The sequence below is a fragment of the Pseudoalteromonas sp. 2CM32C genome, assembly GCF_023161925.1.
Lineage (GTDB): Bacteria > Pseudomonadota > Gammaproteobacteria > Enterobacterales > Alteromonadaceae > Pseudoalteromonas > Pseudoalteromonas marina.
In genome coordinates, this window is record NZ_JALNTI010000007.1 from 181,461 (window position 1) to 196,232 (window position 14,772).

Here is a 14,772-nt window from a genome sequence, read left to right on the forward strand (position 1 = left end):
CTTATCCTTTATTTTCTATAGTAAGCGCGTCAGCAACGAGCGCTTGTTGTTCTTTAGTATGTACTGACATGTAACCACACGCTGGTGATGCAGATGCTTTACGCCCAGCGTATTTCAACTTAGCACCTTGTGGAATTGCGTCAACAAAATGGTGTTGAGAACAGTACCATGCACCTTGGTTTTGTGGCTCTTCTTGACACCATACAAAATCAGTAACGTGTTGGTAACGTTTCATAATAGTTTTCATTTCGTCATGTGGGAACGGGTATAATTGCTCTACACGAACGATGGCAATATTATTTTGTTCCAGCTTACGACGCTCTTGTAGTAACTCGTAATAAACTTTACCACTACAGAAAACAACGCGTTCAACGTTCTCAGGTTTAATATCATCAACTTCGTCGATCATATTATGGAATACACCGTTTGAAAGTTCTTCAAGTGATGAAACTGCAAGAGGATGACGTAGTAACGATTTAGGCGTCATAACAATCAATGGACGACGTAAAGGTCTTACTGACTGACGTCGTAACATTGCATATACTTGCGCAGGTGTAGACGGAACACAAACTTGCATGTTGTGATCAGCACAAAGCTGTAAAAAACGCTCTAAACGTGCAGAGCTATGCTCTGGACCTTGGCCTTCATAACCGTGTGGTAACAAAATAGTAAGACCACATAAGCGACCCCACTTTTGCTCACCTGAACTCAAAAATTGGTCAAATACAACTTGCGCACCATTTGCAAAGTCACCAAACTGAGCTTCCCAAAGTACAAGAGAAGTTGGTTCGGCAGTCGCATAACCATACTCAAATGCAACTACTGCTTCTTCAGAGAGTACAGAGTCGAAAACTTGGAAAGCGCCTTGATCTTCACTTAAGTGTTGTAAAGGAAGATAAGTCGCACCATCTTTTTGACTGTGAACAACGGCATGTCTATGGAAGAAGGTACCGCGACCAGAATCTTGGCCTGTCATTCTAATGTCAGTGCCTTCGGTTGCGATAGTTGCATAAGCAAGTGTTTCTGCCATTCCCCAATCAAGCGGTTTTTCACCAGTAGCCATTAACTTACGATCATCGTAAATCTTTTTAACGCGCGACTGAGCTTTATATTCTTCAGGGTAGCTCGCTACCTTTTCGCCAAGTTCTTTGAGCTTTTCAACCGAAACACTTGCGTCGTAATCAACATCCCAATCGTGGCCCACGTATTTAGCCCAATCTGAAGAATGAGAGGTTTCTGGTTGAATTTCAGATACAACGCAATTACCGTCATCTAACCCATTACGGTATTCATCGGCAAGTGCTTTAATTTCTTGTTCTGAAAAAGAGCCTTCAGCGATTAGTTGATCTGCATAAATAAGTCGCGGAACTGGGTGTTTTTTGATTTTTTGGTACATCAAAGGCTGAGTAGCATTTGGCTCATCAGCTTCATTGTGGCCATGTCGACGATAACAAACTAAGTCAATAACTACGTCACGCTTAAATTTGTTTCTAAAATCAAGTGCTATTTGTGTAACAAATGCAACCGCTTCAGGATCATCAGAGTTAACGTGGAAAATTGGTGACTGAACCATTTTGGCGATATCAGTACAGTAATCTGTAGAACGAACATCGTCTTGTTTAGAAGTAGTAAAACCAACTTGGTTATTAACAACAATTCGAATACTGCCACCACAACTAAACGCATTAGTTTGAGACAAGTTAAACGTTTCTTGTACTACACCTTGACCTGTTACAGCAGAATCACCATGAATTGTGATCGGTAATGCTTTTATTCCCGTAGTGTCACCTAAACGATCTAAACGAGCGCGTACAGAACCCATAACTACAGGGTTAACTATCTCAAGGTGAGAAGGATTAAAAGCAAGTGCCATATGAACGTTGCCACCTTTAGTAGCAAAGTCCGATGAATAACCCATGTGGTACTTAACATCACCAGAGCTTAATGTGTCTTTATGCTTGCCAGCGAATTCATCAAAAAGCTCTGATGGATTTTTACCTAAAACGTTCACTAAAACGTTCAAGCGTCCGCGGTGAGCCATACCAATTACGGCTTCTTGTTGGCCACTTTCACCAGCTCGGTGAATTAGCTCTTTAAGCATAGGTACTAATGCATCCCCACCTTCTAGTGAGAACCGTTTTGCACCAGGGAACTTAGCACCCAAATATTTTTCAAGACCATCAGCTGCAGTTAACCCCTTGAGGATACGTAGCTTTTCTTCTTTTTCGAATTTAGGCCTAGATTGAACAGATTCTAAACGTTGTTGTAACCAACGCTTTTCTTCTGTAGATGTGATGTGCATATACTCTGCACCGATAGAACCACAATATGTAGTTTTAAGTGCTTGGTATAATTCACCTAAAGGCATAGAGTCTGAACCAACTGCAAAAGACCCTACATTAAACTCTCGCTCAAAATCAGCTTCTGACAAGTCGTGGTAATCTAGCTCTAAATCTCGAACACGCTCTCGTTCCCAAATACCTAATGGATCTAGGTTTGCATTTTGGTGTCCACGAAAACGGAAAGCATTAATAAGTTGCAGGACTTTAACCTGTTTAAGGTCACCGCCGCTACCCTCTGCTACCACTACTTCTCTATGCTTGTTTTTTGCAAGCTGTGCAAACTGTGCACGAACTTCTGAATGCTTAACTTCAACATCCACACCATTAACTTTTGGTAATTGTTCGAACACTTCTCGCCATTCATCTGGCACAGAAGTCGCATCATCTAAATACGCTTCATAAAGCTCTTCTACATAAGCAACGTTACCGCCGTTTAAATGTGAAGATTCTAACCATGCCTTCATCACACCTTCGTGCATTTATAAGCCCTTTTCTTTAGCGCAGAAATTAATAGTTATAATAACAAGATGGCTAGTAATGAGAACTAGCCATCTTACGTTTCTATGTAGTTAAACTGAACGGTTTAATAACATAGATTTGATTTGCCCAATCGCTTTGGTCGGATTAAGACCTTTAGGACAAACGCTAACACAGTTCATGATACTGTGACAACGGAACACACTGAACGCATCGTCTAGGTCTGCTAAACGCTCTTCTGTTGCTGTATCTCGGCTATCAGCTAAGAAACGGTAAGCATGAAGAAGGCCTGCTGGACCAATGAACTTGTCTGGATTCCACCAGAACGAAGGACACGATGTTGAACAACATGCACATAAAATACACTCATATAAGCCGTCTAATTTATCACGTTCTTCAATAGACTGAAGACGTTCACCTGCAGCAGGCGTGTCATTAATTAGATAAGGTTTAACTTTTTCGTATTGAGTGTAGAACTGACTCATGTCAATAACAAGGTCACGTACCACAGGTAATCCTGGAAGAGGACGAACTACTATTGTACCTTTACCGTTATTTTGTAACGTAGATAAAGGAGTAATACATGCTAAACCATTCTTACCATTCATGTTAACACCGTCAGAACCACACACGCCTTCACGGCATGAACGACGGAATGAAAGTGAAGGATCTTGCTCTTTTAATAATAAAAGTGCATCCAGAACCATCATGTCGTGACCATCGTCAATTTGCAAGGTGTAATCTTGCATACGTGGTGCGTTGTCAACATCTGGATTGTAACGATAAACTGAAAATTGTACTTGTGCCATCGTCTCGCTCCTAGTATGTACGTGCTTTAGGTGGAAATGCTTCACGCGTCTTAGGCGCGTAGTTTACGTCACGCTTACTCATTTCATCCGTAACAGGATTGTATACTGAGTGACATAACCAATTCGTGTCATCACGATCTGGGAAGTCAAAACGAGAGTGTGCACCACGGCTTTCTGTTCGGAAGTTTGCAGCTACTGCTGTTGAGTAAGCTGTTTCCATTAAGTTATCAAGTTCAAGACATTCGATACGCTGCGTGTTGAAGTCTGACGATTTATCGTCAAGACGAGCATGTTGTAAACGCTCGCGAATTTCTTTAAGTTCTTGAAGACCAGTCGCCATTGAATCACCTTCACGGAATACCGAGAAGTTAAGCTGCATACATTGTTGAAGATCTTTCTTAATTTGAACAGGATCTTCACCTTGACCAGCTGTTGAGTTTTCCCAACGATTATAACGTGCAAGAGACGCTTCTAAATCTGATTCAGAGGCAGCTTTTGATACTTCAACATCTCTTAGGTATGTACCTAAGAAATTACCTGCAGCACGACCAAACACTACTAAATCAAGTAATGAGTTACCACCAAGACGGTTTGCACCGTGCACAGATACACATGCAATTTCGCCTACAGCAAATAAACCTTCAACTACTTTTTCATCGCCTTGAGCGTTGATTTGAAGCACTTGACCATTCACGTTAGTAGGTACACCACCCATCATATAATGACATGTTGGTATAACTGGAATTGGTTCTTTAGCTGGGTCTACGTGAGCAAATGTTTTTGCAAGGTCACAAACACCAGGAAGGCGTAGGTTAAGTGTCTCTTCACCTAAGTGGTCAAGCTTAAGCTTGATATGAGGACCCCAAGGACCATCACAACCACGGCCTTCACGAATTTCTGTCATCATTGAACGTGCAACAACATCTCGAGAAGCTAAGTCTTTTGCGTTAGGTGCATAACGTTCCATGAAACGCTCGCCATCTTTATTTAAAAGATAACCACCTTCACCACGACAACCTTCAGTTACAAGTGTACCTGCTCCTGCAATACCTGTCGGGTGGAACTGCCACATTTCCATGTCTTGCATAGAAATACCAGCACGTGTAGCCATACCAACACCGTCACCAGTGTTAATGTGAGCATTTGTGGTTGAAGCGTATATACGACCAGCACCACCAGTAGCTAGTACAACCGCCTTTGATTTGAAGTAAGTGATTTCACCTGTTTCAATCTCAATTGCAGTACAACCAACAACATCGCCGTTATCATTTTTAACTAAATCAAGTGCATACCACTCAGAGAATACATTTGTTTTATTTTTAACGTTTTGTTGATAAAGAAGATGTAATAAAGCATGGCCAGTACGGTCAGCTGCTGCTGCAGTACGTGCTGCTTGTTCGCCACCAAAGTTCTTTGATTGACCACCAAAAGGACGCTGGTATACACGGCCATTTTCAAAACGTGAAAATGGTAAACCCATGTTTTCTAATTCAGTAATTGCTTCTGGCCCAGTTTGACACATATACTCGATAGCGTCTTGGTCACCGATAAAATCGGAACCTTTAACGGTATCATACATATGCCATTCCCAGTTATCTTCGTGTGAATTACCAAGCGCTACTGTAATACCACCTTGAGCGGATACGGTATGTGAACGCGTTGGGAATACTTTCGATATTAGTGCACACGTTTTGCCAGATTCAGTAATAGCCAAGGCAGCGCGCATACCTGCACCACCTGCACCGATTACTACGGCGTCAAATTCACGAACAGAATATTTCACTTAAACACCCCATAATACAATTAGACCAATAGCTACGTAAGCAACGGCCATTAGGTTTAGAACAAACCCTAAAAATGCGCGTAACTTTGAGTTTTTAACATAGTCTGTTAAAACCTGCCAAAGGCCAATGCGGGTATGAACCATAATGCATACTAGAGTTACTAGCGTAAACCCTTTCATAGCTAGGTTAGAGAAGAGGCCTGTCCAGGCTTCGAAAGTGACTTCCGGCGTCGCTAAAAAATAGCCGATAATAAAAATAGCATATGCGCTAATTATTAATGCCGTGGTACGTAAAGATACGTAATCTTGTACACCATCACGTTTAAGAGTTGCTTGATTTAAGACCATATCCACACTCCCGCTAATACAGCGAATACAACGCCAAGAGCCATTGCAATTTTAGCGCTTAGGTTACCTGATTCAAGTTCTTCCCAGTGTCCCATATCCATTACCATGTGACGGATACCACCAATAAGGTGATAGCCTAGTACTGAAATAGTGCCCCAAGCTATAAATTTGGCAATGAATCCGTTAAACAGACCCTTGACGAATTCAAAACTTTCAGCTGACGAGAGAGACTCAGACCAAGCCCAAATGACAAACGTTAAAGCAAAAAATAATGCAACACCGGTGACGCGGTGAAAAATTGATGCTTTAGCCGTTGCCGGCATAGATATAGTTGTTAGATCTAGATTTACAGGTCTTTGCTTTTTCACAGTTACTTGCCCATCTTGCTCACATTGGAGCTCATCTACTTGCTTTTCTAAAAACCCACCAAATGTTTCTGGTGGAACTATCAAGATAAACGAATTAAAACATTAAAAGTTCACATTAATGTAAATTTTTTGAATGTAAAAATATCTTTACCCAAATACAATACGGTTTTAAAACCTCCGTTAGTATATATACCCATAAGGCTTTTTACAATTCTTGTTTATTTAGAGATGTTTGCGAATTAGCCAATAGTATAATACATATATGATACAGAATATTTATTATACAAATGTGCATAATGTTTATAAAAATTGACTTTAACCCCCTCTTTCACGTTAAAATGCGTAGATGTGCTTAAAACAGATTTCAGAACTTTAAAAATCTAAAAATCAGAATAGATATCTTAATAGGAGATACATAGCGATGGCAGATAAAAAAGCCACAGTTCATATTGATGGACTTGATCCAATCGAACTTCCAATTTATCAAGGCACTGCTGGCCAAGATGTAATCGACGTACGTACGTTAGGTTCACATGGCCACTTTACCTATGACCCAGGTTTCATGTCGACTGGTTCTTGTGAATCTGCAATCACCTACATTGATGGTGGTAAAGGTGTTTTACTTCACCGCGGTTACCCAATTGAGCAACTTGCTGAAGAATCAGACTATATTGAACTTTGCTACTTACTTCTTAACGGTGAGTTACCATCTAAAGAGCAATACGATGCATTTGCAGAGAAAATCACTCGCAGCACAATGCTAGATCAAAAAATTGCTAATTTCTTCCAAGGTTTCCGCTTTGATGCACATCCAATGGCAATGCTTTGTGGTGTTGTGGGTGCTCTTTCTTCTTTTTATCATGAAGATTTAGATATTACTGATGCAGAGCAACGCAAAACAAGTGCTGTTAGGTTAGTTGCTAAATTACCTACAATTGCTGCAATGGCATACAAAACAAACATTGGCCAGCCTTTTGTATACCCACGAAATGACCTTAGCTATGCAGAAAACTTCTTACACATGATGTTTTCTGTTCCAGCTGAAGAGTACAAAGTAAACCCGATTACTGCTAAAGCAATGGATAAAATATTCATGCTTCACGCAGACCACGAACAAAATGCTTCTACATCTACAGTCCGCCTTGCTGGTTCTTCGGGCGCGAACCCATATGCATGTATTTCAGCCGGTATCGCTTCTTTATGGGGCCCTGCTCACGGCGGTGCTAACGAAGCATGTTTAAACATGTTAGAAGAAATTGGCTCAGTTGATCGTATCGATGAATACGTAGCCAAAGCAAAAGACAAGTCAGACCCGTTCCGTCTAATGGGCTTTGGACACCGTGTTTACAAAAACTTCGACCCACGTGCAACAGTAATGCGTCAAACGTGTCACGAAGTATTAGAAGAGCTTAACATTCAAGATCCTCTTCTTGATATTGCAATGAAGCTTGAGCAAATTGCTCTAGAAGACCCATACTTCGTTGAGAAGAAACTTTACCCTAACGTAGATTTCTACTCAGGTATTATCTTAAAAGCGATTGGTATTCCGACAAGCATGTTCACTGTAATTTTTGCAATGGCACGTACTGTTGGTTGGATCACTCACTGGGATGAAATGCTTTCTCAGCCTGGTCATAAGATCAGCCGTCCTCGTCAAATGTATACTGGTTACACTGCCCGTGACTATGTATCTGCCGACAAGCGCTAATATTATTTAGCTATAAAAGGCCGCTTTTGCGGCCTTTTTTGTGTTCAATACTTGAGAATTATTATAAACCCATTACAATTTGCGCCTGAAAATGACCATGTTGAAGAGCTATGCCTGCTTTAGAATTTAATATTAATAAAATTAGAAATGACTTTCCTACTTTAAAGCAGCAGATAAATGCTAACCCACTTGTTTATTTAGACTCTGCAGCAACCACTCAAAAACCCCAATCAGTCATAGACGCTATAAACGAATTTTATACCAGCCAAAATGCAAATGTACATCGCGGCCGTCACACATTGAGCGAGCGTGCAACAAGCTTATACGAGCAAGCTCGTGACAAAACAGCCAAGTATTTTAATGTATCAAGTAAAGAAATTGTTTGGACTAAGGGTGCTACAGAGGCGATAAATTTAGTAAGTAATGGTTTACGAAGCCGATTTAACCAAAACGATACTATTATTATCTCAGTATTAGAACATCATGCTAACATTGTGCCTTGGCAAGTGCTTAGCGAACAAACAGGCGCTAAATTATTAGCACTCCCAGTTAATGATGATGGAACATTAAATATTAAACAATGCTGTGATTTTATTAAGCAGTCTAAACCTAGTTTGTTTGCAATTACACAAGCATCTAACATGCTTGGTAATATCACAAATTTAAAGCCCCTTATTACTGCTGCAAAAGAAGTTAATTCACTCGTTTTGATAGATGGCGCTCAAGGCGCAATGCACTTAAAGCCTGATTTACATAACTTAAACTGTGATTTTTACGTGTGCTCAAGCCACAAGATGCTTGGCCCCACAGGTTTAGGTGTACTTTATGGCAAATATCAAGAACTTAATTCTTTAGATGTGTATCAAACTGGCGGGGAAATGATAGATAAGGTGTACCTTACACATAGTACTTATCGCCCTGCACCTGCAAAATTTGAAACAGGTACTCCTAATATTTCTGGCGTATTAGGTTTTTCTGCGGCTTTGGATTATTTAAACGCCTTACAAAACGAACAATTACAAAAGTATGAGCAAAAACTATTTAATTATGCGGCTGAAAAACTGGTAACCATTAAAGGTATTACAATTTACAGCAACCTATCTGATAATATTGGCACTCTAAGTTTTAATTTTAAAGATGAGCATCCTTACGATTTGGCAACATTACTTGACGGTTATGGCGTTGCAGTCAGAGCAGGCCACCATTGTGCGCAACCGCTTATGACTCATTTAGGAATAAATGGCACCTTAAGAGCCAGCTTTTGTTTTTACAATACCTATGAAGATGTTGACATATTCATCAACTCACTCAAAGAATGTATCACCTTATTAGATTAAACGTCGCTTTTATATATTTTATTAGGATAACTCATGACAAATACGTTTAAAAAAACCACTGAGTCAATTGAAAAAGCGTCTTCTTGGCAGCAAAAGTATCGTGAAATAATGCTTTTAGGCAAAACTTTACCCGATTTACCTGATGCTTTAAAAACAGAAGGTTCACTAGTTCCCGGCTGTGAAAGCAAGGTATGGATGTTCGTTGAATTTGATTTAAAAGAAAATACGTTAGTAGTCATTGGTGATTCAGATACACGTATCGTAAAAGGTTTGCTAGCAATTATTTTATCTTTATATAACGGACTGACACCAGAGCAAGTAGTGAAAATAGATGCGTATGAGGAGTTTGATAAGCTAGGTCTTATTAGCCACTTAAGTACATCACGTGGTAACGGAATTAAAGCCATGGTTGATAGAATCCAAACCATGGCACAGCAAAAAATAAGCTAAGTAGTGCAAACCTGCAAACGCTGCTTTTTATCTAGGTATTTGCGAATAGCTTTGGCTGCTACAAAAAAGCCGAAACTTCCTGTAATCATCGTTACAGAGCCAAAACCATTATTACAATCCATATTCATGCTGCCATCTGCACTTTGCTTTGCATGGCAAACACTACCATCACTCCCTGGATAAACTAATTGCTCTGTTGAGTAAACGCAATCAACATTAAATTTTCGTTTAGGGTTATTACTAAAGTTATACTGTTTACGTAATATGTAGCGCACCTTTGCAAGTAAAGGATCTTGCGTTGTTTTAGCTACATCACCGAATGTAATTTGACTAGGATCGGTTTGACCACCAGCTCCACCAGTGGTAATAATAGGCATTTTATTTCGCTTACAATGGGCAATGAGTGCTGCTTTTTCTTTGACCGCATCAATGCAATCGATTACATAGTCAAAGCCGTGAATGTGCTCTTTAATATTTTCAAGTGTTATAAAGTCATCAATGACATCAATGTTGCATTCTGGATTTATAAGTTCACAACGCGCTTTCATTGCGTCGACTTTAGCATGACCAATCGTCCCAGATAAGGCATGGATTTGACGGTTTACATTGGTCGCACAAATATCATCAAGATCTATGAGCGTTATTCTACCTAAACCGGTGCGCGCAAGCGCCTCAGCTGCCCAGCTCCCCACTCCACCAATGCCAACAACACAAAAGTGAGCCTCTTGAAGCCAATCAAATTGCTGATGACCATATAAACGTTTAATGCCACCAAAGCGGATGTCAGTTATTTTTTCACTCATTTACCAGTCCAGTTCCCATGGCGAACGCCATGCTTGAAAATTATCATGTTGTAACAAGGTTAAAAACGCATCACCGTTACTAGGTAAAAGCGTAAATTGTAAGTTCTCACCCTGCCAAGTAAAGCTCAATGCATAAGCATGCAAATATGTTCTATCTGAAACCGTGCCTGAGTAAGCAATATCACCCAATATTGGGGATCCTATACTTTTTAAGGCAACTCTTAGCTGGTGTGTTTTACCCGAGAAAGGTTTTAAAATAAACGCTCTAAAACCCGCTTTAAAACTAATTGAATAAAAACGGGTAATTGCAGGATTTAAATTAGATGCCAAAAGCTTATAGGTACCACGGCGCGACTTGGCCATATCTCCTTTAACCCAACCTTGCTTTTTTTTAGGTTTAGAGTCTGTAATAGCTAGATAAAATTTATCAATAGAATGTTGTGCAAAAAGCTCCGTAAACGTTGCTGCAGCGCTTTTATTTCTTGCTAAGATAATTAGACCCGAAGTTACTTTATCTAGTCTATGAACTGCGTAAAGTTTCTCATTAAATTGTCGCTCAGCTAGCACAACAAAGCCAGGTCCATCTTCTGAATGAAAGCTGAGTTCTGCTGGTTTTTCGACAACATAAAAATCAGCATGCTCACATACCACGTTTAATATTAAATTCATTCAAAGGTCACGCGTTTTTATTTTGTAAAAACGCAATTACTTTTGCTAAATCTTCAGCAGTATCAACACCTGCATGCGGAGCTACTTTTGCCTGCTCTATTTTAATACTATAACCGTGATATAAAACACGCAGCTGCTCTAATGACTCTAATAACTCTAAAGGAGAAATACTAAGTGCAATATATTGATTAATAAACCCTGCTCTGTAAGCGTAAATACCCACGTGACGTTGAAATGATGAAAGCTCTAAATCTCTTTTTTCGTCTAACATCGCAAGTCGATCAAACGGAATACTTGCACGCGAAAAATACAACGCGTTTTTATTTATATCGCTAACAACCTTGACTGCATTAGGATTAAATATTTCGTCTTTATGTTCAATGGCAACACTTAATGTGGCCATGGGTGCTGATGATTCATTTAGCAACTTAGCTACTTGCAAAACGTTATCGGGAGCTAGTAATGGTTCATCACCTTGAACATTTACAACTATGGTATTGCTATCTAAATTTAATAAAGCAACTACCTCCGCTAAGCGTTCGGTGCCTGACTGGTGATCTTCACGCGTCATCACAACATCATTAGTAAACGTACTAACCTCATCAAATACTTTTTGATGATCGGTTGCAATTATCACTTGGCTTGCACCTGATAAACATGCTTTCTCATAAACATGTTGAATCATAGGTTTACCACAAATGTCTGCTAGCGGTTTTCCTGGTAATCTTGTTGAAGCATAGCGCGCAGGTATAACGACTACGAATTCCACTTTTCAACCTCTTCTAACGATAACTCTCTTGCTTCATTTTCAAGTAATACCGGAATATCATCTTTAACAGGGTATGCGAGTTTTGCAGCAGTACTAATTAGTTCACTGTTGTCTTTATCAAAACGTAATTTTCCTTTACATACAGGGCATGCAATTATGTCGAGTAATTTAGTATCAAAGGCCATTTAGGATCCCTTTTTCTTTTAATATTAAAGTTAATTTATTTATTACAGCCTGTGTTGGCTTTGCATTTACTGGTAAATAATACCAATTATCTTTGGCAAACTCGCTGCATTTTACGGCGTCTTTTTCGGTCATTAGAATATTGTCGTTACCAAATCGGGTAAAATCTTCGGCTGTGTATGAATGATGATCCCTAAAGTGATTTGAAGATAATAAAGTTATCCCCTGTTTTTTTAAGGTATTTTCAAAACGCTTAGGATTACCTATTGCGCTTACTGCATGGCCATTTTTAATCGATTCACTAATAGGAAAAGAACTTTTTACTGACCTGAGCGCTGCGGGCTCTAACGTGTAGTTATTACTATTCTGCCCACCGTTTTCAACAATCAAATCTACCGACTTCAAACGTGCAGGGGTTTCTCTTAATGGTCCCGCAGGCATTAGTAACCCATTTCCAAATTGGCGTTCACTATCGACAATACAGCATTCAATAGTCCGTGCCATTTTGTAATGCTGCATACCATCGTCAGAGATAATGATATCTAAATTATAATCACGCGCTAGTAACTCAATATTGCGTTGTCGATTTGGCCCTATAGCAATTGGGCATTTTAGACGATGAAACAGAAGTTTAGGCTCATCACCCGCCTCAGCAGCTAGCGTATTGTCTTTAACAATTAAAGGATAATTACTCGCCTTACCACCATAACCTCGGCTAATAATTCCAACTGACAACCCTTGTTTTGTTAAAAAGTCATAAAGCCATAATACAAACGGTGTTTTACCATTTCCACCCACACTAATGTTACCAACAACAATAATAGGTATGTCGCTTTTAAATTGCTTAAATATTCCAAAGCGATACATCTGCTTTCTGGTAATCGAAATTAGCCAAAATAAAGCTGACAATGGCAAAAAAAGTAATGTAATAAGTCCAACTGGTTCATACCAGCTTCTTTCGATTTTATTCACGGTTGCTCGCCAAACTGCATTTTACACAACGCTGAATAAGTTCCATCGTTTGAGAGTAAGCTAGTGTGATCGCCACTTTCAATAACACGGCCATTATCGATAACATAAATTTTATCGCTATTTTCAATTGTAGATAATCGATGTGCAATGACAATTGATGTTTTATCTTTCATTAAGTCATCAAGCGCATGTTGAATAAGTTTTTCGGACTCTGTATCTAATGCGGATGTTGCCTCATCTAATATTAAAATAGGGGCATCTTTTAAAATAGCTCTGGCTATAGCAATGCGTTGACGTTGACCACCAGAGAGCATAACGCCGTTTTCACCTACCATCGTATTTAGCTTTTCAGGTAAGTCTTTTACAAACTCCCACACGTGGGCCTGCTTAGCTACCTGTAATAACTCAGCATCTGTAATATCTCGCTGAATTCCATAACATATATTGTTAGCTATAGTGTCGTTAAACAGCACAACCTGTTGCGATACTAGCGCAAATTGGCGTCGCAAATCTGTAAGCTTATAATCATTTAAAGGAATACCATCTAACAGTATTTGACTTGGTAAGTCTAAATCATAGTAACGTGGTAATAAATTAGAAATTGTTGATTTACCTGAACCCGAACGCCCAACTAACGCAATACTTTCGCCGGCTTGAATTGTAAGCGTTAAGTTATTTAATACAGGCTCATCTTTTGTGGGATATTTGAAAGTCACATTTTTGACCTCAATTAAACCTTTAGCTTTTGTTACAGATACTGTGCCTGTATCTTTTTCTATATTTTCGTCAAGTATTAAAAATATACTTTGCGCTGCAGAAATACCGCGCTGCATATCACTATTAACGTTAGCTAACTGTTTTAGCGGGCGTAGTAACATCATCATCGATGAAATAAGCACAACAAAGTCGCCTGAGCTAATGCTGTCTATCATTGAAGGCATTGATACCACCCACAAAATAACGGCCATAGCACTCGCTGCAAGTATTTGAATAACTGAAACACTTAATGCCTTTGTAGCATCCATTTTTATACGTTGTTGTCGGTTATGATTATTAATTTTAGAAAATTGATTAATCTCTCTCTCTTGACCGCCAAAACCATGAATCACTTTATGGCCACTGAGCATTTGCTCTGAGCTTCTTGTTACTTGGCCCATAGCAGATTGTATATTTTTAGAAATATGACGAAAACGCTTAGATACTATTGCAACGATCAGCGCAACTAAAGGAATAATAACTAAAAATATCAGAGATAATTGCCAGCTTGTATAAAACATTACACCAAGCAGAAACACAACAAATGCCCCTTCTCGCACTACAATCAATAATGCTTTGGTTATTGCTTGTTGAACTTGTTCTGTATCAAACGTAATTTTAGAAATTAGGTCACCTGTTGAGTTTTTATCATGAAATGAAACAGGTAGATGTAAAATATGTTCAAATAATTCCTGGCGGAGTGAACGAACAACTTGCGAGCCTACATAGCTTAGGCAATAAGATGACATAAAATTAAAAATACCACGACCAATAACCAAAGCTATTACTACAAAAGGGGCGTATTTTAATACTTCGTTATTTCGTTGATTTAAACCTTCATCAATAAAAGGCTTCATTAATTGAATAAATAAAGCATCCATACCGGAATAGCCAATCATGCCAACAATAGCAACTATTGCCACGCTTTTGTAAGCACCTACGTAAGAAATTAAACGCTTGTAAATTTGTGTAGTACTTTGATCCATAATACTCTCTTT

At 39.2% G+C, this 14,772-nt stretch carries 14 protein-coding genes; 3 read left to right on the forward strand and 11 right to left on the reverse strand.

Annotated elements, in window-relative coordinates; all coding sequences use genetic code 11:
- Position 1 precedes the first annotated feature (1 nt).
- From sucA to sdhC, 5 genes are all read right to left on the reverse strand, one after another.
- The gene (gene sucA / locus MTF67_RS14050) at positions 2-2,821 is read right to left on the reverse strand and encodes a 2-oxoglutarate dehydrogenase E1 component (RefSeq protein WP_248519876.1); all 2,820 of its coding nucleotides are present in this window, start codon (positions 2,819-2,821) and stop codon (positions 2-4) included.
- Between the two features lie 90 nt (positions 2,822-2,911).
- The gene (locus MTF67_RS14055; RefSeq protein ID WP_006794722.1) at positions 2,912-3,628 is read right to left on the reverse strand and encodes a succinate dehydrogenase iron-sulfur subunit; all 717 of its coding nucleotides are present in this window, start codon (positions 3,626-3,628) and stop codon (positions 2,912-2,914) included.
- 10 nt (positions 3,629-3,638) lie between these two features.
- Positions 3,639-5,411 (reverse strand): succinate dehydrogenase flavoprotein subunit, encoded by a 1,773-nt coding sequence (sdhA, locus tag MTF67_RS14060; RefSeq protein WP_006794723.1) that lies wholly within the window; start codon positions 5,409-5,411, stop codon positions 3,639-3,641.
- On the reverse strand, positions 5,412-5,759 hold the full coding sequence (gene sdhD, locus MTF67_RS14065) for a succinate dehydrogenase, hydrophobic membrane anchor protein (protein WP_006794724.1): 348 nt from the start codon (positions 5,757-5,759) through the stop codon (positions 5,412-5,414).
- Positions 5,750-6,127, reverse strand: a complete 378-nt coding sequence (sdhC, locus tag MTF67_RS14070; RefSeq protein ID WP_074210168.1) for a succinate dehydrogenase, cytochrome b556 subunit — start codon at positions 6,125-6,127, stop codon at positions 5,750-5,752. Before sdhC ends, sdhD begins: the two co-directional genes overlap by 10 nt.
- A 421-nt stretch (positions 6,128-6,548) precedes the next feature.
- Between sdhC and MTF67_RS14075 the strand changes: the two genes are divergently transcribed.
- The 3 genes from MTF67_RS14075 (at position 6,549) to MTF67_RS14085 (ending at position 9,622) form a co-directional block, all read left to right on the forward strand.
- On the forward strand, positions 6,549-7,835 hold the full coding sequence (locus MTF67_RS14075; protein WP_248519877.1) for a citrate synthase: 1,287 nt from the start codon (positions 6,549-6,551) through the stop codon (positions 7,833-7,835).
- 110 nt (positions 7,836-7,945) lie between these two features.
- On the forward strand, positions 7,946-9,172 hold the full coding sequence (locus MTF67_RS14080) for a SufS family cysteine desulfurase (RefSeq protein WP_248519878.1): 1,227 nt from the start codon (positions 7,946-7,948) through the stop codon (positions 9,170-9,172).
- A 33-nt stretch (positions 9,173-9,205) separates the two neighbouring features.
- Positions 9,206-9,622, forward strand: a complete 417-nt coding sequence (locus tag MTF67_RS14085; protein ID WP_248519879.1) for a SufE family protein — start codon at positions 9,206-9,208, stop codon at positions 9,620-9,622.
- Here the strand turns inward: MTF67_RS14085 and tcdA are convergent.
- The 6 genes from tcdA to msbA are packed head-to-tail and all read right to left on the reverse strand — an operon-like array spanning position 9,619 to position 14,760.
- Positions 9,619-10,425, reverse strand: coding sequence for a tRNA cyclic N6-threonylcarbamoyladenosine(37) synthase TcdA (tcdA, locus tag MTF67_RS14090; protein ID WP_248519880.1), 807 nt, complete (start codon positions 10,423-10,425; stop codon positions 9,619-9,621). The genes MTF67_RS14085 and tcdA overlap by 4 nt on opposite strands.
- Positions 10,426-11,094 (reverse strand): TIGR01621 family pseudouridine synthase, encoded by a 669-nt coding sequence (locus MTF67_RS14095; RefSeq protein ID WP_248519881.1) that lies wholly within the window; start codon positions 11,092-11,094, stop codon positions 10,426-10,428.
- 7 nt (positions 11,095-11,101) lie between these two features.
- Positions 11,102-11,863 (reverse strand): 3-deoxy-manno-octulosonate cytidylyltransferase, encoded by a 762-nt coding sequence (gene kdsB, locus MTF67_RS14100; protein WP_248519882.1) that lies wholly within the window; start codon positions 11,861-11,863, stop codon positions 11,102-11,104.
- The gene (locus MTF67_RS14105; RefSeq protein WP_006794732.1) at positions 11,851-12,048 is read right to left on the reverse strand and encodes a Trm112 family protein; all 198 of its coding nucleotides are present in this window, start codon (positions 12,046-12,048) and stop codon (positions 11,851-11,853) included. Before MTF67_RS14105 ends, kdsB begins: the two co-directional genes overlap by 13 nt.
- Complete coding sequence (gene lpxK, locus MTF67_RS14110) at positions 12,038-13,018, reverse strand: tetraacyldisaccharide 4'-kinase (protein ID WP_248519883.1); 981 nt, start codon at positions 13,016-13,018, stop codon at positions 12,038-12,040. Before lpxK ends, MTF67_RS14105 begins: the two co-directional genes overlap by 11 nt.
- Positions 13,015-14,760 (reverse strand): lipid A export permease/ATP-binding protein MsbA, encoded by a 1,746-nt coding sequence (msbA, locus tag MTF67_RS14115; protein WP_248519884.1) that lies wholly within the window; start codon positions 14,758-14,760, stop codon positions 13,015-13,017. Before msbA ends, lpxK begins: the two co-directional genes overlap by 4 nt.
- Positions 14,761-14,772: the final 12 nt, after the last annotated feature.

Bases quoted from the DNA above. Each gene is read 5' to 3' on its own strand.
- sucA (WP_248519876.1), bottom strand. From the start codon at position 2,821: ATGCACGAAGGTGTGATGAAGGCATGGTTAGAATCTTCACATTTAAAC.
- MTF67_RS14105 (WP_006794732.1), bottom strand. From the start codon at position 12,048: ATGGCCTTTGATACTAAATTACTCGACATAATTGCATGCCCTGTATGT.
- MTF67_RS14085 (WP_248519879.1), top strand. From the start codon at position 9,206: ATGACAAATACGTTTAAAAAAACCACTGAGTCAATTGAAAAAGCGTCT.
- MTF67_RS14080 (WP_248519878.1), top strand. From the start codon at position 7,946: ATGCCTGCTTTAGAATTTAATATTAATAAAATTAGAAATGACTTTCCT.
- sdhD (WP_006794724.1), bottom strand. From the start codon at position 5,759: ATGGTCTTAAATCAAGCAACTCTTAAACGTGATGGTGTACAAGATTAC.
- MTF67_RS14095 (WP_248519881.1), bottom strand. From the start codon at position 11,094: ATGAATTTAATATTAAACGTGGTATGTGAGCATGCTGATTTTTATGTT.
- tcdA (WP_248519880.1), bottom strand. From the start codon at position 10,425: ATGAGTGAAAAAATAACTGACATCCGCTTTGGTGGCATTAAACGTTTA.
- MTF67_RS14055 (WP_006794722.1), bottom strand. From the start codon at position 3,628: ATGGCACAAGTACAATTTTCAGTTTATCGTTACAATCCAGATGTTGAC.
- MTF67_RS14075 (WP_248519877.1), top strand. From the start codon at position 6,549: ATGGCAGATAAAAAAGCCACAGTTCATATTGATGGACTTGATCCAATC.
- msbA (WP_248519884.1), bottom strand. From the start codon at position 14,760: ATGGATCAAAGTACTACACAAATTTACAAGCGTTTAATTTCTTACGTA.